The 21,085-nt window shown below is 65.9% G+C and carries 14 protein-coding genes; 5 read left to right on the plus strand and 9 right to left on the minus strand.

Annotated elements, in window-relative coordinates; translation table 11 throughout:
* The 8 genes from SJI00_RS06770 to choX form a co-directional block, all read right to left on the minus strand.
* On the minus strand, window positions 1–1,974 hold the full coding sequence (locus SJI00_RS06770; RefSeq protein WP_416221001.1) for a vWA domain-containing protein: 1,974 nt from the start codon (window positions 1,972–1,974) through the stop codon (window positions 1–3).
* Window positions 1,971–2,987: a hypothetical protein gene (locus tag SJI00_RS06775; protein WP_322460958.1), complete on the minus strand. Its 1,017-nt coding sequence runs from the start codon at window positions 2,985–2,987 to the stop codon at window positions 1,971–1,973. Before SJI00_RS06775 ends, SJI00_RS06770 begins: the two co-directional genes overlap by 4 nt.
* 3 nt (window positions 2,988–2,990) lie before the next feature.
* Entirely contained in the window at window positions 2,991–5,666 is a 2,676-nt protein-coding gene (locus tag SJI00_RS06780; RefSeq protein ID WP_322460959.1) for a virulence factor SrfC family protein, read from the minus strand.
* The gene (locus SJI00_RS06785; RefSeq protein WP_322460960.1) at window positions 5,663–8,782 is read right to left on the minus strand and encodes a virulence factor SrfB; all 3,120 of its coding nucleotides are present in this window, start codon (window positions 8,780–8,782) and stop codon (window positions 5,663–5,665) included. The genes SJI00_RS06780 and SJI00_RS06785 overlap by 4 nt, the downstream gene beginning before the upstream one ends.
* 12 nt (window positions 8,783–8,794) lie before the next feature.
* Window positions 8,795–10,294: an SrfA family protein gene (locus SJI00_RS06790; RefSeq protein ID WP_322460961.1), complete on the minus strand. Its 1,500-nt coding sequence runs from the start codon at window positions 10,292–10,294 to the stop codon at window positions 8,795–8,797.
* A gap of 116 nt (window positions 10,295–10,410) precedes the next feature.
* Complete coding sequence (locus SJI00_RS06795; RefSeq protein ID WP_322460962.1) at window positions 10,411–11,796, minus strand: FAD-binding oxidoreductase; 1,386 nt, start codon at window positions 11,794–11,796, stop codon at window positions 10,411–10,413.
* On the minus strand, window positions 11,793–12,584 hold the full coding sequence (locus tag SJI00_RS06800; protein WP_322460963.1) for an HpcH/HpaI aldolase family protein: 792 nt from the start codon (window positions 12,582–12,584) through the stop codon (window positions 11,793–11,795). The genes SJI00_RS06795 and SJI00_RS06800 overlap by 4 nt, the downstream gene beginning before the upstream one ends.
* A gap of 194 nt (window positions 12,585–12,778) precedes the next feature.
* The gene (choX, locus tag SJI00_RS06805) at window positions 12,779–13,699 is read right to left on the minus strand and encodes a choline ABC transporter substrate-binding protein (RefSeq protein WP_322460990.1); all 921 of its coding nucleotides are present in this window, start codon (window positions 13,697–13,699) and stop codon (window positions 12,779–12,781) included.
* A 365-nt stretch (window positions 13,700–14,064) separates the two neighbouring features.
* Here choX and SJI00_RS06810 point away from each other — a divergent pair, with 365 nt between their 5' ends.
* Together SJI00_RS06810 and SJI00_RS06815 are read left to right on the plus strand one after the other, a co-directional pair.
* Complete coding sequence (locus SJI00_RS06810; protein ID WP_322460964.1) at window positions 14,065–15,027, plus strand: GlxA family transcriptional regulator; 963 nt, start codon at window positions 14,065–14,067, stop codon at window positions 15,025–15,027.
* Between the two features lie 290 nt (window positions 15,028–15,317).
* Complete coding sequence (locus SJI00_RS06815; protein ID WP_322460965.1) at window positions 15,318–17,456, plus strand: TonB-dependent siderophore receptor; 2,139 nt, start codon at window positions 15,318–15,320, stop codon at window positions 17,454–17,456.
* Here SJI00_RS06815 and SJI00_RS06820 read toward each other — a convergent pair.
* Window positions 17,450–18,322: a LysR substrate-binding domain-containing protein gene (locus SJI00_RS06820; protein WP_322460966.1), complete on the minus strand. Its 873-nt coding sequence runs from the start codon at window positions 18,320–18,322 to the stop codon at window positions 17,450–17,452. The genes SJI00_RS06815 and SJI00_RS06820 overlap by 7 nt on opposite strands.
* A gap of 123 nt (window positions 18,323–18,445) precedes the next feature.
* Between SJI00_RS06820 and SJI00_RS06825 the strand changes: the two genes are divergently transcribed.
* The 3 genes from SJI00_RS06825 to catA all read left to right on the plus strand — a co-directional run bounded on the left by SJI00_RS06825 (window position 18,446) and on the right by catA (window position 20,886).
* Complete coding sequence (locus tag SJI00_RS06825; protein ID WP_322460967.1) at window positions 18,446–19,567, plus strand: muconate cycloisomerase family protein; 1,122 nt, start codon at window positions 18,446–18,448, stop codon at window positions 19,565–19,567.
* 25 nt (window positions 19,568–19,592) lie between these two features.
* The gene (catC, locus tag SJI00_RS06830; protein WP_322460968.1) at window positions 19,593–19,883 is read left to right on the plus strand and encodes a muconolactone Delta-isomerase; all 291 of its coding nucleotides are present in this window, start codon (window positions 19,593–19,595) and stop codon (window positions 19,881–19,883) included.
* Between the two features lie 67 nt (window positions 19,884–19,950).
* Window positions 19,951–20,886 (plus strand): catechol 1,2-dioxygenase, encoded by a 936-nt coding sequence (gene catA / locus SJI00_RS06835; protein WP_322460969.1) that lies wholly within the window; start codon window positions 19,951–19,953, stop codon window positions 20,884–20,886.
* Window positions 20,887–21,085: the final 199 nt, after the last annotated feature.

Below are 21,085 nucleotides of genomic sequence, written 5' to 3' on the forward strand. Positions count from 1 at the left end.
TCAGGGCATCATTTCCAGTGGCACCGGGTAGACATGGTCGCGGGCATCGCTGCCCTCGGCCAGCCCGACCCAGCGATCGACATCGGCGTTGTAGCGCTGGTAGTGGCGCAGCTTGGTGGCCAGGGTGCGGACGAATTTCTCCTGGGCCAGGCCGTCCCAGCTCTTCCAGGTCTCTTCATCGAGGTTGAGCACTTCGCTGTGGTAGGGCAGGTCATCGAGGTATTCACCGAGCACGCCGAGATCGGCGACCTTGGCGTTGCTGTTGGCCTTGAGCTGGTTGGGGTCGGTGCCCATGGTCGCGGCAACGTTGCGCAGGCGCTCGAACATGTCGCTGGGGGAAATCAACCCCTGGTTGGCCGCCTCGAGGATCTGCTTGAGCACATCGGACAGGTCGCTCAACTGCGCCTTGGTCAGCAGCACCCGCACGTCGGTGGTGGGGATGTTCTGCTTGATCGGATCACGGTCGGCGATCCACGCCTGGAACACCGGCGGTGCCTGGGTGCCTTGTTTCTCGCCCAGGTAAGCCAGGCGCATGGCGTGACCAATCAGCGCCGAGTCGTCGATCAGCTTCTGCTCCTGGGCATCGGCCTTGGCATTCAGTGCGCTGCCGATGGCGTCGTCGCCCATGTAGGCGGCCTTGACCTGCGCGGTGATGGCGCTGGCCAGCGCGTCGACCTTGCGCCCATAGGCGTCCACATCGCCGGCATCGACCGGGTAGTAGAGCGAGGTCTGCGTGCCGGCATAGGTCGACAGGGCCTGGTACTGCGCTTCGGCGCGCGCGTGGTCCTTGGCCCCGGCGGGGGTCTTCAGGTGCAGGGTGTACAGCGCAACCCCAGGGTTGGCGGCCTCGATGCGCACCTGCTCGGCATTCAGGCCGGTGGCGGAGAGTTTGTCGTCGCCATCCAGGGCGCCGGCGTCGGTGATCAGCACCACATAACGGGCGCCGAACGGCTTCCAGTCGATCTGCTCGACGGCCTGCATGACCCCGGCGTAAGCATCTTCGTCGAAGGCTTTGCTGGAGACCTTGGCCTGCTTGAGGTCAGCGACCTTGGCCAGGAAGTCGTCGCCGTCCTTGACCGTGTTGGGGTCGGCGTACAGCTTGGTCAGGTACTCGAGACCCGGCACCGCTTTGGTGCTGGAGCGGAACGCAACCAGGCCGAACTTGACCTGCCGGCCGAGGTTTTCCTTGGCGATCTGCGCGTAGACCTTGCGAATCGCTTCGCGGGTGCGGTCGATGTAGGGGTCCATCGAAATGGTCGAATCGATCACGAACACCACGGCCGCGCTGAATTCCTTCAGCTGGCTGGCGCGGGTCGCCGCGCTGGCGGGGGCAGCGGGCTGGGCCCCGGTGCCGGTCGCGGCGTTGCCGGCTGCGGCCTTGCTCACCGAGGCAACATCGAGGATGCGCGTGCGAAAGCCTGCCTCGGTCATCACCTCTTCGCCGCTGAGCACGGGCAGCAGGTAGAACTGCTTCTGCAGGTCGATGAAATATTCCGGCTCCTGGGCCAGCACGCCATCGGCGCTCTGGCCCTGCTTGAGCTTGGCGCGCAGCGGAGCGATGCGGCTGACCGGGTCCGGGGCATCAAGGATGCCTTGCAGGGTGCTGCGGTCCTTGAAGAACAGCAGTCGGTCGCGGTTGGCCGGGTTGGTAAAGGCCAGGGTCAGTTGCATGCGCCACTCGACCGTGCAGGCCGCCGGCAACCAGCCGAGGGTCTTGCCGAAGCTGTCCGGCCCGACCTTGAGCCACTCGGCATTGGCTGCCTGGCTGCGTTCATACACATAAAAGCGGCTGAACGCCGGTTGCTGCGCGCCGGCGGCGCCGCCGGCGCTGGGGCTGAGCTGGCAGCCAGGGGTGGTCAGCACGCGCTGGAACAGGGTCTTCTTGCCGTCTTGCAGCAACGGTTTGTCGGCGGCCAGGGCCGCGGTGTTGGCCAGAGTCAGGCTGATGGCGAGGGCGAGCAGGCGCAGTTTCACTTCTTCAGCTCCTTGAGCCGCTCGGCAGCTTCGGCGTTGTCGGGGTCGACGCTCTGTACGGTTTCGTACCAGTACACGGCAGTGGCATCGTCCGGCGTCTTGAAACACTCGCTGGGCTGCAGGAACTTGCTGTCGTACTCATGGGCGTAGGCGCTGGCAATGGCGACATCGCCCGCTTGCGCGCGGTTGGCGTACAGGCGCTGGGCCACGCCGCACTTGTTGGCCGCCTTGGCCTGGGCGATCGCTTGCAGCAGAGCCTGGCTGTCGGGTGCGTGCTTGATGCAGGCCTGGACGAAGGGCAGCTCGTCTTCGCTGGCCAGGGCTTGGGCGCTGCAAGGCGTTGCGTCGGGCGCCGGCGTGGTGGTGCTCGCGGTGGGCTCGACAACGGCCTGCGGTGCCGGTTTGAGGAACCACCAGGCGAGGAGGCCGGCCAAGGCCAGCAAGACCACCGCCAGGGCGATCCACAGGCCAGTGCGGCTGCGTTTGGCAGGAGCGGGTGCAGGGGGCGCTGGCGGCGGTGTGACCACCGGCTCTGGCGCTGCAACCGGCTCGGCCAGCGGTTCGGCTACCGGCTCGGGCAGCGCCGGCGCAACCGGCGGTGGTTCGGCGGCCAGCACCGCACTGCGTTCAGCGGCCGCCGGGCCACTGGCCGCGGCGGCGCTCGAAGGCAGCAGACCCTCGCCCAGGCGCAGCACGTTTTCGTCCACCTCGGACGCGTCGCTGCCGCGCAGGCGCAGGTTGAAGATGCTGTTGGGCTGGCTCAGCAGCGGGTCGAGCACCTGGCCGGCGAGGGTGCAGTAAATGTGTTCGCCCGCAGCGTCTTCGTCGAACACCTGCTCGAACCAGCACGGGGTGCTGCTCCAGCGCTGGTCAGCCTGCAGGTAGTGCTCGTCCTGATTGCGCTGGATGGCGAAGGCCAAGGCCCCGCAGTCGTAGTCCCAACCACGGATCTGCAGCAGCGCGCGGCCGGGAACGGGAGGGCTCAAGGGGTGCAACTTGGGAGTAATGGCCATGATCTATCTCGCTTTGAGCGTGTTCAGCACACGGCCCAGCTGTTCGTTCTGTTCGGGGCTGATCGCCATGCCCTTGCGGTGCCCGGCGTTGTCCTGAGTGTGAATGGCAATGCCCGAAACCCAATGGTCGGCAAAGGTCACGGCCTGGTCTTCGGCTTGCGCCGCCAGTTCCGGGAAGCGCCCAGGCAAGGGCCGCTGGTAGCAGGCGAACAGCGGCTCGCGGCCGCCCAGCAGGCTGTTCGGGCGCTGCCCCAGGGGCTGGCCGAGGTGGCCGAACCAGGCACTGAAGTCATTGAGCATCAACTGCGCGGTGAGGATCTGGCGCTGCACCAGCGATTCTCGGCGTACGCCACTCTGCGCGCGGCGCAACAGGGCCTCGCTGAGCTGCTGCGGCAATTCCAGGCGTTCGGCGCAGATGATCAGCTCGTTGACCAGGCTGGCGACGGTGTCAGCGGGCAGGTCGAGCAGTTCCAGGACGTAGGCGCGGCAGCTCAGCGAGCGCAGGTGTGCGGCCCACAGGTCGAAAGCGGCACGGGCGAACCGGTGTTCGTGGCTCTGGTACTGCGCCACGTGCGACGCAGGCGCGGCCTCTTCGGGTTCGCCGAAGATGTCGAAATCGTCATGGGCCGGCGCCGCCTCGGCAGCGTCGGTGCTCGCCGCGGCGGCGCTTTCGAAGTCGCCAGACAGGTACAGCTCGCGCAGCGCGGTTTCCGGCACCGCCATGTAGGCCAGCAGCTCGCCGAGCACCTGCTTGCGCTGGACTTCACGCACGAACGGCCCGGCAATGCGGTTGGCCAGTTCTTTCTTTTTCTTGCGCTCGTCTTCGCCGCCGGCCTGGTAGTAGCGCTCCAGGCGAGGCAGTAACTGGGCCAGCAGGTCGTCGTACTGCTCGGCGATGTGGTCGAGCTTGCGGTGCAGCGAGGTGGCCTTGACGAAACCGTCGCAGAAGAAGCTCAGGCCGCCGTCGTTCACCGCGAGCATTGCGTCCCAGGCTGCAACAGGTTCGGCGAGGTGACGATGGACGAGCGGGTTGTCCAGGAAGGTCGACTTGAGCACCTCCAGATCGGCCTTCTTGTCCTCCTTGATGCCCAGTTCCTGGTAGGTACCATCGGCCGCTTTGCTGCTGAGCTCGATGAAAGTGACTTCCCGGCGCGGCTTGCGCACCAGGCACATGTTGTTGAACGGTCGGCTACCCCAGTCACGCATCCACGACTCGTTGCCGAAGCGCTCGAGCACCGTACGCTTGAGCAGGTTGGCGCACGATTCGGTGTATTGCGTCCGGTAACCGTTCAAAGCGGTGGTTACGAACAGATCGCACATGGTGAGGGCCCAGAGCAGGCCTGGTGCCTTGCCATCGCGTTGCTGGGGCGTGGCCCCCTGGGTGCGCTCGATCCAGTCCTGCAGGACGGTTCCTACATTGACTACTTCGCTCTGCAGGGCGGTGCTGGTGCACATCACCAGGGCGTTCATTTCCTGCTCGGTGCTGTAGCGCTGGAACAGATAGGCCACCTTGCCGCGCAGGAACAACCGAGGCATCAGGTCTTCGCCCGAAGCGGGCAGTTGCAGGAGCTTTTCACGACTCCGGTAGCCGGGAAAGTCGAGCAGATCGACCTCGTTGACGATGTCATTGGCTGGTGTGTTCATCAGGCCGAAAATCAGCTCATTGCTCAGCGCCGCCAGTTGCGCGGTCGTCACGCTGGCCGGTGCACCCAGCGTGCCGTCGGGCAGCAGTGGGCGTACTTGCAGGGGGCTGTCCTTGGCCGTGCCCAGCAAGGGCAGCGTATCGACGTTCATGATGTTGTTGCGCTGCACCAGCTCCCCGTCGTGCTCGCTGACCAGCACCTGCAGCGGTGCCCTCACGGTCTGCGCCAGGCCTAGGCCATGCAGGGCATTGGCCAATTGCTCATAGAGCTTGATCATCGGCTCAAGATTGCCCCACAGCGGCCCAAGCAGCCGGGCCCGTTCGCGCACGTTCAATTGCGGGGCGATCTCCAGTACCCGTGGCCAGTAACGTGCCGCCAAAGGCTGCACCGGCAAGCTGTAATGCTTTTCCAGGTAGTCCCAGAGGCGCACCACGTCATCGCCCGTCACGCCTGGTACAGCAGACGCAACCGCCAGGTCGGCATAAGGCGCCAGGGCCGCATCGATACGCGCCTCGGTGAACGCCGAGTCGATTTTCTGGTGATCGAAGTCCTCAAACCAGCTGTTGGCCAGGATGATGGCGATCTCGATTTCCTTGAACAGCCGCAGCTCGACCGGGTAGGCCGAGTCGGGGCTGGGCGTGGCATGGCGGGTGAAGCGGGTGACCAGACCGGTGGCCTCCGTGCCGCTGCCGACAGGGTTGACGTGTTCGATGAAACCCAGGTTGCGCTCGCCGAAGCGGGTGTCCAGCCGGCCCTGACTGTCTGCCGCCAAGGCCGAAATCAGGTAGCTCTTGCCCGCCTGTGACAGGCCAAAGAAACCAGCCGTCATGGGCGTGGTGCTGACCCGCTGCAGGCTGCTGGACAGATTGCGCGCCCGGTGCAGCTCGCGGTTCAGGCCAGGGGCCAGGCGCGCGATGTCGTCCACCGCCGGCGCCACGCTGGCGATCCAGTCCAGGGCCAGCCCTGCGCCCTGGTGCAGGTTGTGCCAGCCACGGGCCAATTGCTCTGGGGCGTGTTGCGAGGTCATTTTGCTCATTTCGGACTCACGCTCCCGCTGTCGAGCCAGTAGTCAGAGGCGCCGCCTTCGGCGCTCAGCATGGTGTACAGCTGCAGGCGCACGTCTTTGCGCGTGAACGACTCGCCCTCGACGTTGCTCTCGATGTTTTCATCGATCAGCAGCTTCTCGGCGATGATCTCGGCCTCGCCGCGTTCGCTGTCTGCGCTCTCCACCTTCAGGCGCACCAGCAGGCACGGCTCAAGGCCGTCGGTGGTGCGTTTGTCCGCCAGTTTGCGGCTGCCGCTGGCGGTGAGTTCGAGCACGTACAGCGGCGAGGCGACCCAGCGCTGGGCCAGCAACTGGCGGTAGCCCAGGCGAATCTTGCCGAGCACGCGCAGCCGTGGGCCTTCCTCGCTGGGGTCGTGCAGTTGCAGCGCTTCGTTGCCGTTGGCGTCGCTGCGGATCACGTCGCGGTAGAACACGTCGTGGTCGATGATCAGGTTGTTCTCGTCCAGCTTGCCGATGTGGCGCATGGTCGAATACGGCTTCAGGCGTGCCACGCTGAGGTAGAAGTTGGAGACGTTGCGCTGCGCACTGAGCAGGCACAGCATGGCGCCCACGGCGGCGGTGGTCTTCGGGTCATCGATGCGGCCGTTGCGGTGGAAGGGGTACCAGCCGCCCACCCGGTAGCCATCCATCGGCACGATGCGCCCTGGCGGCAGCGGCACCTTGCGCCGCAGGTAGCTCAGCACCCCAGGCAGGCGCGAGGGCCGGCCGGTGATCAGCAAGGCATCGCAGGGGTAGTGGAACACCACCTCGGCCAGGGCATCGAGAATCTTGCACAGGTTGATCTGGCCCTTGAGGAAAGCCTGGTGGATGGCGCCCAGGTCGACCTGCAACGGCACCTGTTCCAGGTCGTAGCGTGGCGGCCCGCCGTCGGCGCGGCGCACGCCGCTGGCGACGTAGTCCTGCACCTGTTGGGTGATCGCGCCCTGGCTCAGCGCCAGCACCTCGCGGTAGCTGAGCGAGTAGGGGGCGGTGGGGAACTCGGGGTCGAAGCGTTCGTATTGCCCCAGCAGGTACAGGCCCAACGGGACGAACACCTGCAGGTTGAGCTGTTGGCGCAGCACGGTGTCCTGCGTGGTGGACGTCTCTTCGCCACACAGTTTGGACAGCAAGGCGCGCGGCGCGTGAACGCCGGCGGCAGCGAACGCCTGTTCCAGCCCGGGCAGCACGAAGCGCTGGATCACATCGAGCAGAATGTCGTCGCCGGCCACCTTGAAGCTGTCGCGAAAGCGCTGCGTCGGAATGATGGTGACGTTGCTGCCGCTGGCGTTCTCGGTCGCACGCTCAAGGCTGTAGTCGGTGATCACCAGGTCGCTGGTGCCGCCGCCGATGTCGATACTGGCCAGGGTGATCGCTTCACGGTGGGTCTTGTCGGGGCGAGCGAGGGTGTCGAAGAACTCCTGCGGGTGGCCGGCGAAGTTTTCGCGGATTTCCGTGTAGAGGTACACCAGCTGGCCGCAGGTGGCCTCGTCCCACTCGACCTTGACCTTGGGCAGCGGGATGCGTGGCAGGGGAATGTCGTTGCTGGCGCGCGCCTTGGCCGGGTCGAGGTCGCCCTCGTGCCAGCCCATGCATTTCCACACCACGGCGATGGCTTGCAGCAGGCGGTCGTTGAGCAGGCTGCGCTCGACTTGCGGCATGCCCGGCGGCACGGTCAAGGTGATGCCCGACAGCTGCCGCGGGCGCTGGGTGTGGCCCATGCGCGCACGTTGCGCCGGGCTGTTGATCTGCATCAGCGCCTGGGTAATGACCTCGGCCAGCATGAAGGTCATCAGCGAGCTGCGCGAATACTGCGGGGCAAAGGCAGGCAGGCGGTCGTCTTCGTTCTTCAGCTTGTAGAACGCCTGGCCGAGCTTGGTGATGCAGTGGGAAAACGGCGCAGCGGTGGCTTTGGACTCTTTGTCGCTGCCCACAGAGGTGCCGTTGAACCGCCAGCCATGCAGGTAGGCGTTTTCATCCCACAGGTAACGTTTGGGGCTGGACAACCCGGTCGAGCCTTCAGTGCCTTTGCGGCACCCCGACAGGCGTCCGGCCTCGACCCCGACGCGGGCGATGGTCGGCCACTGGAACGCGTCGTGGCGGCCGCTTTGCACCGAAAAGTTTTCCTTGCCGAAACTGGCCTGGGCAAACTCCACCCGGCTCTCGAAGGGCTGGCTGTAGACGCGTTCGGGGCAGGTCAGGTCGCGGATCTGCAGCACGTAGTTGTGCTTGAGCCCATCGCCGGACTGGCCGTGGTTCTCGATCAGAATCCCGCAGGTGCGCGAGTTGCCCACATCCAGCACCAGGTCGACCGGAATCGCCGGCTCCAGGCCCGCGACGCCGTTGGCGGTGAGCTTGATGTCGGGGACCGGGATCAGCGCCGGCGCCTGGGTGTACTGTTCCGGCACCGGGGGCGCCATCAGGCTCAGCAGGTTGAGGTAGTGGCCCAGGTGGCGCTGCTCGTCGATCTCTTCGTCGATGTCTTCCTTGGGCCGGGCCTTCTGGCTGTCGCGGTAGATCTCTTCGAGCCACAGCCGTACCCACTGCTGGTCAAGGAACCAGCGGCTCTGCTGGGCATGGCAGGCCAGGCGGAAGTTGGCGCCGGCGTTGATGTCGTCCTGGGTCGGCGCCAGGTACTGCACGCCCTGGCTGCTGGACATCGCCCGGGTGTCGAAGGCCAGCGTCAAGCGGTGGGTGTTGCCGTCGACGTCAGGCTGCTGCAGGCGCACCAGACGCATCCGCGCCCAGTTGGTCGGGCCCTCGTCGAAACGCTCCGGCGGCAGAAAGCGGAAGTACGGTGCGGGCAGCCACAGCCCTTCGAGCAGCGTGAGGCTGCTCTGCAGGCTCAGGGCCAGGTCCTCTTCGTCGACCACACTCACCAGCCGCTCGTTCTGGCGGATCTGGCCGTTGTTGCTGACGGGGCCGAGGTGGAAGTACTCGCGGGTGTCGTGGTTCAGCAGCAAGCGCGCGATGAGCGTATTGCCCATCCGCGCAAAGCGCCCGGCCGGGGCTTTGCCGGGGTCGAGCTGAACGGCGAAATCAAGGAACTGCAAGCCGCTGTCGTTGACCAGGTGAACGGTGTCTTCGAAGGGGGTGAGCTCGGGCAGCATAAGGGAGAGCCTTTAGTCGCGGCGCATGAAAATAGGGAATTGGCTGGAGCCGTAATGGCCCTGGCAGTCGGCGATCTGCTGGGCACCCGGGGCGCAGTTGACGGCCGGCATGTCGTAGCGGCTGCCATCGGTGCAGGTGGCCTGGTCCTGGCTCTGGATACCCAACTGGCCCTGCTGCATGGCGGCATTCACCGCCCCTGTGCAGCTGACGCCATCGGGGCGGCGGATGGTGACGGTGCCCTGGCCTTTCTCGAAAGCGTATTCCAGGCGCAAAGGCTTGGCGGTCTTGGCGTCGAGCAGACCGGCGCCGGCCCGGTAGTTGCCGTTGAGGAAATCGGCAGGTCCGTCGCCGGCGTCTGCCGGGATGCTCAGGTCGGGGCTGTTGCCCGCAGTGGGGGCGACCTCGGCGGGGTCCGACTGGATTGCAGGGGGTGTCGCCGCGGTGCCTTGCTCAGCGGCGACGGGTTGACCGTCCGCAGGCACTGCGGCCTCAGCGGCTTGCGCGGGCTTCTCGGCCTCTGTTGCTTCGGTCGATGGGGCCTGCGACGGGCTGTCGGTGGGCGGCAACGCACCGTCAGGCACACCGGCCGTGGCGTCGGCCGGCTGCGTGGTGAGGCGCGAGCCTTCGGGCACAGGCAGCGTGGCACCTGGCAGCGTGGCACCTGGAAGTGGGGTCGTGGAGCCCGCGTTCAGCGGTGCGGACACGCGGTGGTCGACCTGCGGCTGGTCCGCTAGCCCACCCACCAGCGCCGGTAGCCCCACGTGCGGTGCGCAACCGCGCAGCAGGCCGAACAGCAAGGCCAGCAGCAGCAAGGCCAGCAACAGCCACCACCACCAGCGCTTCCACCACGGCCGTGTGACCACGGGCACAGGTGCCGGCAGTGGCGGGAGGGGCGCAGGTGCCACGGGCTCAACGGGCGCTACCGGCGCCGGGATAGGGGCGGGGGCAGGTGCCACCGGGCGTGGAGTGAGAAAATACAGCGGATCGAGCTGGCGGTCGGCCGCGTTGCGCACAAAACCCCAGAAGGTCAGTACCGGCTGCAGGCCCCGGTCGGTGTGCACCAGATAGAGAAAATCTTCGCCGGGGCAAAAAGGCACCAGGCCAAGCAGCTTGCCAAAGATGACCTGGTCACCCTGGCCGCGCTTGCCGGCCGATTCCACCAGCTGGGCGGCGCTGGCCTGGATCTGCTCGCGAAAGCCCAGCAACTGGCTGCGCGCGTGCTCACGCTCCGCTTCGGTGGCGGCACGCCAGCTGACCACCTCGCCCGGCATCGGGCTGTACCAGTCGAGCACCGTGCCGTGCTCGTTGCTCTGCGGTACGGCCAGGAAACGTGCAAGCTCGGGGTTGCGTCGCTGCAGGGCGGCGATCAGTTGCAGGGCGGCCTGAAACACCGGTTGGCCGGTTTCGCCCATGGCAATGAATGCGTCACTTCTGCCCGTACGAACAAGTACACCCTGCATCGTTTCAACCCTTGAATGAATCATCGCCATCCTGTGGCGGGGTGCGAACATTAATGGCAATGCGCCTTACGCGTCAATTTGCCAGCGCTGTGTTTTTGCATATTGTTTCAGGGGTAGACGTACGCAAGCCGCCGGGCAGGGTGTCGCGGCAGCCGCACGTCGTTTTTTCACCCCGCCAGATCAATCACCTTGCCCGGATTCAGAATATTCTTCGGGTCCAGCGCCACCTTCAGCGCGCGCATGGTCGCCAGCTCCGCCGGGCTCCTCGAATAGTGCAGGTAATCTCTTTTCGCCAACCCCACGCCATGCTCGGCCGAAATCGAACCGCCGAGCTGGGCGATGATCCGGTAGATGCAGCGCTTGAGCTCATCCTTGCGGGTGGTGTCGGGCAGGCCTGTGGTGACGTGCACATTGCCGTCGCCCAGATGGGCCAGCACATGCAGGCCGAGGTTTTCCGGGAATTCGCGGGCGAGCGTCACCCGCACCTGGTCGGAGAACGCCTCGATCTGCTGCAAGGGCAGCGACACGTCGAAGTCGACCATGCGTGTGAACGCCTGGATTTCATCCTCGAACTCTTCGCGAATACGCCACAGCTCGGCGCGCTGACGCTCGGAGTTGGCGATCACCGCGTCGACCACCGCACCCTGTTCGAACAGGCCGTTGATCAGCGCCTGGAAGGTGTCGCCATCGGTCTCGGGGGAAAACCCTTCGACCTCGCACAGCACGTAATACGGGTGCCCGATGTCGAGCGGCGAGCGGCCGTTGAGCAGGGCGTTGACGTTGAACTCGAAGAACTCCTGCCACATCAGCTCGAAGGTCGACAGCGTGCCGTTGAGGCTGCGGCGCAAGGTGCTCAGCGCCTCGAGCACGTGGGCGAAGCTGTCGAAGGCCAGCAGGGCGGTGCTGGACGAGGTGGGTTTGGGGTGCAACTTGACCATCACCCGGGTGATCACGCCCAACGTGCCTTCCGAGCCGATGAACAAGTGCTTGAGGTCGTAGCCGGTGTTGTCTTTGGCGTAGCTGCTGAGGTGGCTGAGCACGGTGCCATCGGCCAGCACGCATTCCAGGCCCAGCACCTGGTCACGCGCCACGCCGTAGCGCAGGGCCTGGAAGCCGCCGGCATTGGTCGACAGCGCACCGCCCAGGGTGGCACTGCCACGGGCGCCGAAATCCAGGCCAAAGCGCAGCTGGGCCTCGGCGCAGATCGCCTGGACATGCTCGATCACCGCGCCTGCGCCCACTTCGATGACCATCGCGTGCGGATCGGGCACCGACACGCCATTGAGCCGCTCCAGGGAAATCAGCAGGGTATCGGGGTTGGCCAGGGTGGCGCTGACCAGGTTGGTGCGTCCCCCTTCGATGACCACCGCCTGGCCGGCGCGGTTGCACGCGGCCAGCAGCGCCGACAGTGCCTGAGTACTGGCCGGGCGGGCCAGGCCCAGGGCTTGGGTGGGGGTGGCGTTCCAGAAATCCACGGGGCGTTGCAGCAGTTCACTGCCGTCGATCCAGCCGTTGGTGCCGACCAGGGTCTTGATCTGTTCGGGGCTCATCATGTGCGCGGTTTCCCAATGTCCAGTAGCGCCAGTTCCCGTGCCTGGGCACGGCCCGCTTCGCTGAGGTAGCCCATGTCCGAGCCGAGGGTGAAAAAGCTGAAACCCAGGTCGCGCAGCATCGGCAGACTCGCCGAACCGGGGGCGTCGATGCCCAGGGTTTTGCCGGCGGCCAGGCCTGCCTGGCAGATGCGCTCGAGGGTGGCCAGCAGGTCGGGGCCGAATTCGCCGACAGGCAAGCCCATGGCCTGGGCGAGGTCGGTGGGGCCTGCGTACAGCACGTCATAGCCCTCGACCGCGGCAATGGCCTCGAGGTTGGCCAGGCCCACCGTGCTTTCGAGCTGCAGAATCACCGTGGTGTGGTCGTTGGCGCAGGTGAGGTAGTCGGTGAAGTGCTCGTAGTAACCCGACGCTCGCCAGGGGCCGATCCCGCGCGCGCCCAGTGGCGCATAGCGGCAGGCCGCGACGATGGCCGCCGCTTGGCGCGGGGTGTCGATCATCGGCACCATCACACCGCTGACGCCCAGGTCCAGTGCGTGCTTGAGGTGCGTGGCCGAATGCGACGGCACGCGGTAGATCACAGGCTTTCGCTGCAGTTCTGCGCAGGGCAGCAAGGGCCTGAGCGCGGCGGCGGGCAGCGCTGAGTGCTCGCCATCGAGCAGCAGGAAATCGTTGTCCAGCCTGGCCATCAGCTCGACCACGGTGGGGTCCGGGATACCCACCCACGGACCGATCAGCAGCGTGCGGTGGGCCAGGGCGGCGCGCAGTGCGGCGCCGGGTGCAGTGTTCATCGTCGATGCCTCGAATGGGGTCTGCGCCGAGCCGCGGGCACCGCACGGGGCGCCGCGCGAGCCCAGGGCACACAGGGGTCGGTGGATCAGGGGGCGGTCAGTGTCCAGGCGCTTGCCGGTCAGTCTCCAGGTTCAGCACCGGGCAGGGCGTGCGCCCCACGGACGGGATACCGAGCCCTGTGCGCTGCTGCGCGTCAGGGCGCTGCGCTGCCGTCGATACGGGTCACGCCCTGCAGCCAGTCGGCGCGGCGCTGCGGGTGTTTTTCCAGCCACTGTCTGGCCACGCTGTCGGGGGCCTTGCGCGCCATGATCGGAATCATCATTTCGCTTTCTTCGGCGGCGGTGAAGGTCAGGTTCTCCAGCAGTCGATGCACGTTGGGGCACTGCTGCTGGTAGTCGGGCGAGGTCAGCGTGCTGACCGTGGCCTTGCCGTCATCGGGGGCGAACACGTCGTTGCTGCCACTGAGGAAGGAAATGTCGAAGTTGACGTTCATCGGGTGGGGGGTCCAGCCGAAGAACACCACGTCCTTGTGCTTGGGCACTTCGCGCTTGAGGGTGGCGACGATGCCGCTTTCACTCGACTCGATGAGGGTGAAGCCCTTCAGGCCGAATTGATCGTCGTCGATCATTTTCTTGATGATCTGGTTCGAGCCGACACCTGGCTCCAGGCCATAGATCTTGCCGCCCAGGCTGTCGCGGAACCTGGCGATGTCAGCGAAGGTTTTCAGGCCCTTGTCGTACAGGTAGGTAGGGACGGCGAGGGTAGTGCGCGCATCCTCAAGGCTCGGCTTGGGCAACTGGACAATCGTGCCGGCGTCGATATACGGCTGCACCACGGGCGTCATCAGCGGCTGCCAGTAGCCCAGGTAGATGTCCAGGCGCTTGTCGCGAATGCCCGCCATGATCAACTGCTGCGTTGCGGTGGTTTGCTTGACGGTGTAGCCGAGCGCTTCGAGCAATACCTTGGCAACGCTGCTGGTGGCGGTCACGTCGGTCCAGCTGACCAGGCCCATTCGCACGGTCTTGCAGCTGTCGGCATCGGCGGCCTGTAGCGAGGCAACCGGCAGCACGCACAGCGCGCCGAGCAACAACCGCTGGCGCAAGGGCTTGGACATGGGCTGTTTGAGCGTCGCTGGGTGATTCATGGTTTGATTATTCCTTGGCATGAAGAGCAACGGAGTGTTGGCAAGACAGGCAAGTGACCACGGGCCTTCCAGGCCTCCGGCGATCCTTGCACCGGGCGCGATTGCACCGGTTCTCCCGAGCAACATTACGCAACTCCCATGGGTCAGGAGCGGATAATTCCGACACCTTTACGCACTTTACCGACCTCTTTGCTGTATACATTCCGACACGTTGCATCGGCTGCTATCGACCATGCCAAAGCCGCTGCCGGCTTGACGCATGGCCAGGCGCCAGTATCGCGTGGCTCGACACTTCCCAGGCTTGGGGACTGCTCGCCTGCGTCACGGAGAACGACATGCCCCAGGACTTCAGGATTCTCTTGCTCCCCGGTTTTCCACCCTCGGCGTTCGTCAACGCCGTGGAGACCCTGCGCATCGCCAACCGCTTTCAGCCCGGCTACTACCGCTGGCGCACGCTGAGCCTGGATGGCCAGCCGGTGGAAAGCTGCAGCGGCTTGACCATCAGCGCCGATGACGCACTCGGCGCAGTACCGGCCGACTGCATGGTGATCGTGGTGGCCGGCTATGAGCCGATGCGCTGCTATGACGACGCGCTGCAGGCCTGGCTGCGGCACTTGGCGGCCAACCGCATTGCGCTGGGCGCCATCGATACCGGCGTGTTCCCGCTGGCCCGGGCCGGGCTACTGACCGGCTACAAGGTCACCCTGCATTGGGAGGCGCTGGAAGCCTTCCGCGAGTCCTACCCGAACATCCTCACCACCCTGGAAACCTTCGAGATCGACCGCGACCGCATGACCTGCGCCGGCGGCGCCGCCACCATCGACCTGATGCTGCATGTGATCAGCCAACAGCAGGGCGCGCAGTTGGCGGTGCGCGTGTCCGAGCAACTGGTCATGGGCTCGGTGCGCCTGGCGCAGTTCCCCCAGCGCGGGCACATCGTCGGCCGTTACGGCACCACCAATAAAAAACTGGTCAACGTGATCCGGCGCATGGCCGAGCACATGGAGCAGCCACTGCGCACCGACGCCCTGGCGCAGGGCGTGTCGATCACGGCGCGCCAGCTGGAGCGGCTGTTCCGTCTGCACCTGGAGACCACGCCCAATCGTTTCTACCTCGACCTGCGCCTGGACAAGGCCCGACAACTGCTGCGCCAGACCGAGATGAGCATCACCGAAGTGAGTCTGGCCTGCGGCTTCGAGTCGCCGTCGTACCTGGCGCGGCGCTACAACGCGCGGTTCGCCTGCAGCCCACGGGAGGATCGGGCGTTTCCGGATCAGGTCAACGAGCACCTGGGCTGACCCTCACCGATGCAGACGCCACGCCAGCATGCAAAACGCAAGCGCTGTAGCAAATGAAAATCGTTTGCATTCATTTCTTTCGATCTGTATCGTCGCGCGGTCGTTTCATCCATGCCCATGGATGACGACCCAGACCCGTTGGCGCAACGCCTGTACGGCGGTCTGTCCGAGAGCGGTGGGGGCCCTGGCCAGGCAACGCGAACCCGGCCGTCAGGCCGATTCACCGCAGCACCGGCCCTGTGCAGGTCCTCTCAGGCAGCGCTGCGCAGGCATCATCGATTAGGACGTTCATGAAGGCTGTTATCCAAGCCCGCAAAGGCTTTGTCTCGCCCGTATTGTGTGTGGCCCTGGCCACCACCTCCCACCTTACCTGGGCGGCTGCGCCGTCGACTGCCGGCGCAGCCTCGGCCCCGGCCGCTGTGGAGCTGCCCACCAGCACCATTGCGGACGTGTACGACAGCGGCGGCGGCGACAGCTTCAGCGGCGCGCCGGCGCAGGTCGGCAAATCGGCACTGCCGGTGGCCGAAACGCCGCGCAGCATCAGCGTGGTGTCGCGCGCGGTGATGGACAGCCAGCAGTCGCGCAGCCTGGCCGATGCATTGGCCAACGTGCCGGGCGTCACGGCAGGGCAGTACGGCCGGCGTGGCTGGGATGACCTGATCATTCGCGGCCAGGTCGCCTCCGATTCGCTGTTTCTCGATGGCTTGCGCACCAGCGCCTCGAACCGCGTGGCCGAACAGATCTTCGGCCTGGAGCAGGTCGAAGTGCTCAAGGGCCCGGCGTCGATGGAGTACGGCCTGGTCATGCCGGGCGGTGTGGTGAACATGGTCAGCAAGCGACCCAAGGCCGATCCCTTCGCCACCCTTGGCGTGAGCTATGGCAGCGATGATTTTCGCCAGGGCACCTTTGACGTCGGCACACCGCTGTCGGACAACGGCAAGGCGGCGATCCGCGTCAATGGCCTGCTGAGCGACAGCAACGACGCCACCGACCATGTCGGCTTCAGGAACAACTACATCGCCCCGTCGCTGAGCCTCGACCTGGGCCCGGACACCGACCTGACCCTGCTCGCCAGCCACCAGGACCGCCAGTACCTGCGCCAGCAGGGCCTGCCGCTGTCGGGCTCGATCGCCGCCAACCCCAACGGCGACCTGCCGCGCCACCGCTTTACCGGCGAGCCGGGACAGGACCCGTACCACGGCGTGTCCAACCGCGTGGGCTACAGCCTGACGCACCGCTTGGCCAATGACTGGACCTTCAACCAGAACCTGCGCTGGCAAACGTTCCGCCTCGACGGCCAGTTCGTCGCCAATGCGCGCATGGCCGCCAATCACCGTAGCCTCAACCGCACCGCCCAGGACCAGCACTTCGACGGCGATACCCTGAGCCTGGACAACAACCTTCAGCACCTGTTCGACACCCCCTACGGCAGCCATGACGTGACCGTCGGCGCCGACTACCTGCGCTCGCGCGAAAGCACGCGGCACATCGCCTGCAAGGTCGCCGCGCTGGACGCTTACACGCCCGTTTATGGTGCCGATATCGTCTGCCCAACCACCCCGCGTGAATGGCAGGACACCACCGTGCGCATGCTCGGCGGCTATGTGCGCGACAACTACCGCATCACCGACCGCTGGCTGGTCACCGCCGGCTTGCGTTACGACACCACCGACACCTATGGCGAAGACAAGCTCGGCAAGGCGCGCAACGCCAACCCGGCCGACAAGACCACCGGCGCCGTGGCGGTGATGTACGAGCTGTTCCCCAACGTGCGCCCGTATGTCAGTTACGCCACCTCGTTCTACCCCAACATGGGCGTCGATGCGGCGGGCAGCACGTTCAAGGCCGAGGAGGGCGAGCAATCGGAGGTCGGGGTCAAGTTCGACCTGGTGCCGGGCCGCACCTTGCTGACCGTGGCCGCGTATGACCTGCGCCGGCAGAACGTGCTGCAGGCAGACCCGGTGGTGCCGGACCAGAAGATCGCCATTGGCGAGCAGCGCACCCGCGGCGCGGAAATCGAGCTGACCGCCGATGTCTCTGACCGCCTCAGCCTGAATGCCGGCTATGCCTACACCTGGGCGGTGATCACCGACGATGGCGGGCAACCGAGCAGCACCGAAGGCGATCGGCTGAACAACGTGCCGCGCCACACCGGCAACGTGTTTGCCCGCTACCGCTTCAGCGCCAGCCCGCACGGCTGGGAAGTCAACGGGGGGGTGAACGCGGTCACCGAGCGCTTCACCAATGGCTACTACCTGCCCGGTTATGCGGTTGCCAACGTCGGCGTCGCGTATGGCGCCGAGCACTGGCGTGCCGCGCTGAACGTCAACAACCTGTTCGACCGCGATTATTACGCCGGCGGTCTGGCCCAGGCGGTAGCGCTGGGCAATGACCGCACCGCCTTGATGTCGCTGACCTACAGCTACTGACCGCGCTGCTCGAGCCAGTTGATGCAGTGCCGCAGCAGCGGGCTGGCATCCCGGGTGCGGGCGCTGAGAATGATCGGGCTGGCCGCGTTGGCGTCCATCAAGGGGGCGTAGTCGACGTCGGTACGGTGCTGCTGCTGTACCGACGCAGGCACCAGGGTCACGCCCAACCCTGCAGCCACCAGGCCGATGGCCGTCTGCATTTCGTTGGCCCACTGGCTGACCTGGATCGCGACGCCCTGGGCGGCGAACAGCCCGAGCACGTGGTCGGCATAGCTGGGCCTCGGTTGCGCTGGGTACAGCACGAACGGCGCGTTGGCCAACTGCGCCAGGTGCAGCGATTGCCCGGCCAGGGGATGGCCACTGGGCAGGGCGGCGACCAGTCGATCCTGGGTCAGTACTTGCTGGGCAATGGCGGCGTCTTCGACGTGTAAACGACCGAAGCCGATGTCGATGCGCCCGCTCTTGAGCGCCTCGATCTGCTCCAGGGTGGTCATCTCGCTCAAGCCCAGCTCCAGCTCAGGATCGGCGCGCAAGGCGCGGATCAGATCGGGCAGGGCGCCGTACAGGGTCGATGGCGCAAAGCCGATGCCCAGCCATTTGCGCTGGCCCTGTCCAATGCGCCGGGTGTTGTCGCTGATGCCATCGAGCTGCTCCAGCAACGCGCAGGCCTGCTTGTGGAAGTAGTGCCCGGCCTCGGTCAGGCGCAGCGGGCGCTCGCGCAACAGCAGGGCAGTGCCCAGGTGCTCTTCGAGCTGGATGATCTGCCGGCTCAGCGGCGGCTGGGCAATGTGCAACTGCTGCGCCGCCTTGGTGAAGCTGAGGGTCTGGGCGACCACTTTGAAGTAGCGAAGGTGGCGCAGCTCCATCAGACCTCCAGGGTATGGTCGCAGACATATTTGGTATTGGACCTTTGCAGGGTCTCGCGCAATGCTTGAATAATCAAGTAAATCCTCCGGCCCGAACCTGTGCCGGCGCGACGAGAAGAGCCCATGACCGCACCCGTTATCGAGCGTATCGACGCCGTAATCGTCGACCTGCCCACCCTCCGCCCGCACAAGCTGGCGATGCACACGATGCAGCAGCAGACCCTGGTGATCATCCGCCTGCGCTGCAGCGACGGCATCGAAGGCCTCGGCGAAGCCACCACCATTGGCGGCCTGGCCTACGGTTATGAAAGCCCCGAAGGTATCAAGGTCAACATCGATACGCACCTGGCACCGGCGCTGCTCGGCCTGCCGGCCGGCAATATCAACGCGGCCATGCTCAAGCTCGACAAACTGGCCAAGGGCAACACCTTCGCCAAGTCCGGCCTTGAGAGCGCGCTGCTCGATGCCCAGGGCAAGCGCCTGGGCCTGCCGGTCAGCGAGCTGCTTGGCGGGCGCGTGCGCGACAGCCTGGAAGTCGCCTGGACCCTGGCCAGCGGCGACACCGCGCGCGACATCGCCGAGGCCCAGCACATGCTGGACATCCGTCGCCACCGGGTGTTCAAGCTCAAGATCGGCGCCAACCCCATCGCGCAGGACCTGGACCACGTCATCGCCATCAAGCGCGAGCTGGGCGAGCAGGCCAGCGTGCGTGTCGACGTCAACCAGTACTGGGACGAGTCTCAGGCCCTGCGCGCCTGCCAGGTGCTGGGCGACAACGGCATCGACCTGATCGAGCAGCCCATTTCGCGCATCAACCGCAGCGGCCAGGTGCGCCTGAACCAACGCAGCCCAGCGCCGATCATGGCCGATGAATCCATCGAGAGCGTGGAAGACGCCTTCAGCCTGGCTGCCGACGGTGCGGCCAGCGTATTCGCCTTGAAGATCGCCAAGAACGGCGGCCCTCGGGCCGTGTTGCGTACCGCGCAGATCGCCGAAGCGGCCGGCATCGCGCTGTACGGCGGGACCATGCTCGAAGGCTCGATCGGCACCCTGGCCTCGGCGCATGCTTTTCTGACCCTGCGCCAGCTCACCTGGGGCACCGAGCTGTTCGGGCCGCTGCTGCTGACCGAAGAGATCGTCAACGAGCCGCCGCAGTACCGCGATTTTGCCCTGCACGTGCCCCGCACGCCCGGGCTTGGCCTGACCCTGGACGAAGCGCGCCTGGCGCGCTTCGTCCGCCACTGACCCTGCCGTTTCAAGGAGCGAACCCATGCTGTTCCACGTCAAGATGACCGTGAAGTTGCCCCCCGCCATGGACCCGGCCCAGGCCGCCCAGCTCAAGGCCGATGAGAAGGCCCTGGCTCAGCGCCTGCAAGAGGCGGGCACCTGGCGCCACCTGTGGCGCATTGCCGGGCACTACGCCAACTACAGCGTGTTCGATGTACCGAGCGTCGAGGCGCTGCATGACACGCTGCTGCAACTGCCGCTGTTCCCGTACATGGAGATCGAGATCGATGGGCTGTGTCGCCACCCCTCGTCGATCCACGCCGACGATCGATGAGGCGCACGCCCATCACCGTCTGCTCCTGAAACTGACGCCTGATAACAACAATTCGAGGTGAACACCCATGACCGTGAAGATTTCCCATACCCCCGAGGTGCAAGCGTTCTTTGAGACCGTGGTCGGCCTGGACAACGACCAGGGCAGCCCGCGCTTCAAGCAGATCCTGCTGCGCCTGCTGCAAGACCTCGCACGCACCGTCGAAGACCTCGAGATCAGCGAGAACGAGTTCTGGAAGGCGGTCGACTATCTCAACCGCCTGGGCGGTCAGAACGAGGCTGGCCTGGCCGCAGCCGGCTTGGGCATCGAGCATTTCCTCGACCTGCTGCAAGACGCCAAGGACCAGCAACAGGGCCTGACCGGCGGCACCCCGCGCACCATCGAAGGCCCGCTGTACGTGGCCGGCGCGCCGTTGTCGCACGGCGAGGCGCGCATGGACGACGGCACCGATCCGGGCACCGTGCTGTTCCTCCATGGCCAGGTGTTCGACCCGCAGGGCCAGCCCTTGGCCGGCGCGGTGGTGGACGTGTGGCATGCCAACACCCAAGGCACGTATTCGTACTTCGACAGCCGCCAGTCAGCGTTCAACCTGCGCCGGCGCATCGTCACCGACGCGCAAGGGCGCTACCGCGCGCGCAGCATCGTGCCGTCGGGCTATGGCTGCAACCCGCAGGGTCCAACCCAGGAATGCCTGAACCTGCTCGGCCGTCACGGCCAGCGTCCGGCCCACGTGCACTTCTTCATCAGCGCACCGGGCTACCGTCACCTGACCACGCAGATCAACTTCGAGGGCGACAAGTACCTCTGGGACGACTTCGCCTACGCCACCCGCGACGGTCTGATCGGCGCCCTGAACTTCGTCACCAACGCTGAGCAGGCGCAGGCGCGCGGGATCGAGGGCGACACCTTCGCCGACCTCGTCTTCGACTTCCACCTGCAAACGGCCAGTGCGCCGAACGCCCAGGTGCGCAGCCAGCGCCCGCGCGCGTTGCAGGAGGGCTGAGCCGAGGCTGTGGCCCGGTGCGCTGCGCCGGGCCACAGCCCGCTACCGGCTGCACGGCTGCACAGACCCCACAAGACCCCCTGCCGACACCCATAACAATAAAGGCCCCGCTCATGTCCATGCCCCGCATCCCGTTGCGCTTGTCGTCTGCCTGTTACTGACAGGTCACTGCCTTTTTTCAGCCCGCTCCGCGCGTTCC

It is taken from the genome of Pseudomonas gebzensis (assembly GCF_034427815.1).
In the GTDB taxonomy this organism is placed as follows: domain Bacteria; phylum Pseudomonadota; class Gammaproteobacteria; order Pseudomonadales; family Pseudomonadaceae; genus Aquipseudomonas.

Coding starts and splice junctions, on each gene's coding strand:
- SJI00_RS06775 (WP_322460958.1), bottom strand. CDS start 2,987: ATGGCCATTACTCCCAAGTTGCACCCCTTGAGCCCTCCCGTTCCCGGC.
- SJI00_RS06780 (WP_322460959.1), bottom strand. CDS start 5,666: ATGAGCAAAATGACCTCGCAACACGCCCCAGAGCAATTGGCCCGTGGC.
- SJI00_RS06785 (WP_322460960.1), bottom strand. CDS start 8,782: ATGCTGCCCGAGCTCACCCCCTTCGAAGACACCGTTCACCTGGTCAAC.
- SJI00_RS06790 (WP_322460961.1), bottom strand. CDS start 10,294: ATGTTCGCACCCCGCCACAGGATGGCGATGATTCATTCAAGGGTTGAA.
- SJI00_RS06795 (WP_322460962.1), bottom strand. CDS start 11,796: ATGATGAGCCCCGAACAGATCAAGACCCTGGTCGGCACCAACGGCTGG.
- SJI00_RS06800 (WP_322460963.1), bottom strand. CDS start 12,584: ATGAACACTGCACCCGGCGCCGCACTGCGCGCCGCCCTGGCCCACCGC.
- choX (WP_322460990.1), bottom strand. CDS start 13,699: ATGTCCAAGCCCTTGCGCCAGCGGTTGTTGCTCGGCGCGCTGTGCGTG.
- SJI00_RS06810 (WP_322460964.1), top strand. CDS start 14,065: ATGCCCCAGGACTTCAGGATTCTCTTGCTCCCCGGTTTTCCACCCTCG.
- SJI00_RS06815 (WP_322460965.1), top strand. CDS start 15,318: ATGAAGGCTGTTATCCAAGCCCGCAAAGGCTTTGTCTCGCCCGTATTG.
- SJI00_RS06820 (WP_322460966.1), bottom strand. CDS start 18,322: ATGGAGCTGCGCCACCTTCGCTACTTCAAAGTGGTCGCCCAGACCCTC.
- SJI00_RS06825 (WP_322460967.1), top strand. CDS start 18,446: ATGACCGCACCCGTTATCGAGCGTATCGACGCCGTAATCGTCGACCTG.
- catC (WP_322460968.1), top strand. CDS start 19,593: ATGCTGTTCCACGTCAAGATGACCGTGAAGTTGCCCCCCGCCATGGAC.
- catA (WP_322460969.1), top strand. CDS start 19,951: ATGACCGTGAAGATTTCCCATACCCCCGAGGTGCAAGCGTTCTTTGAG.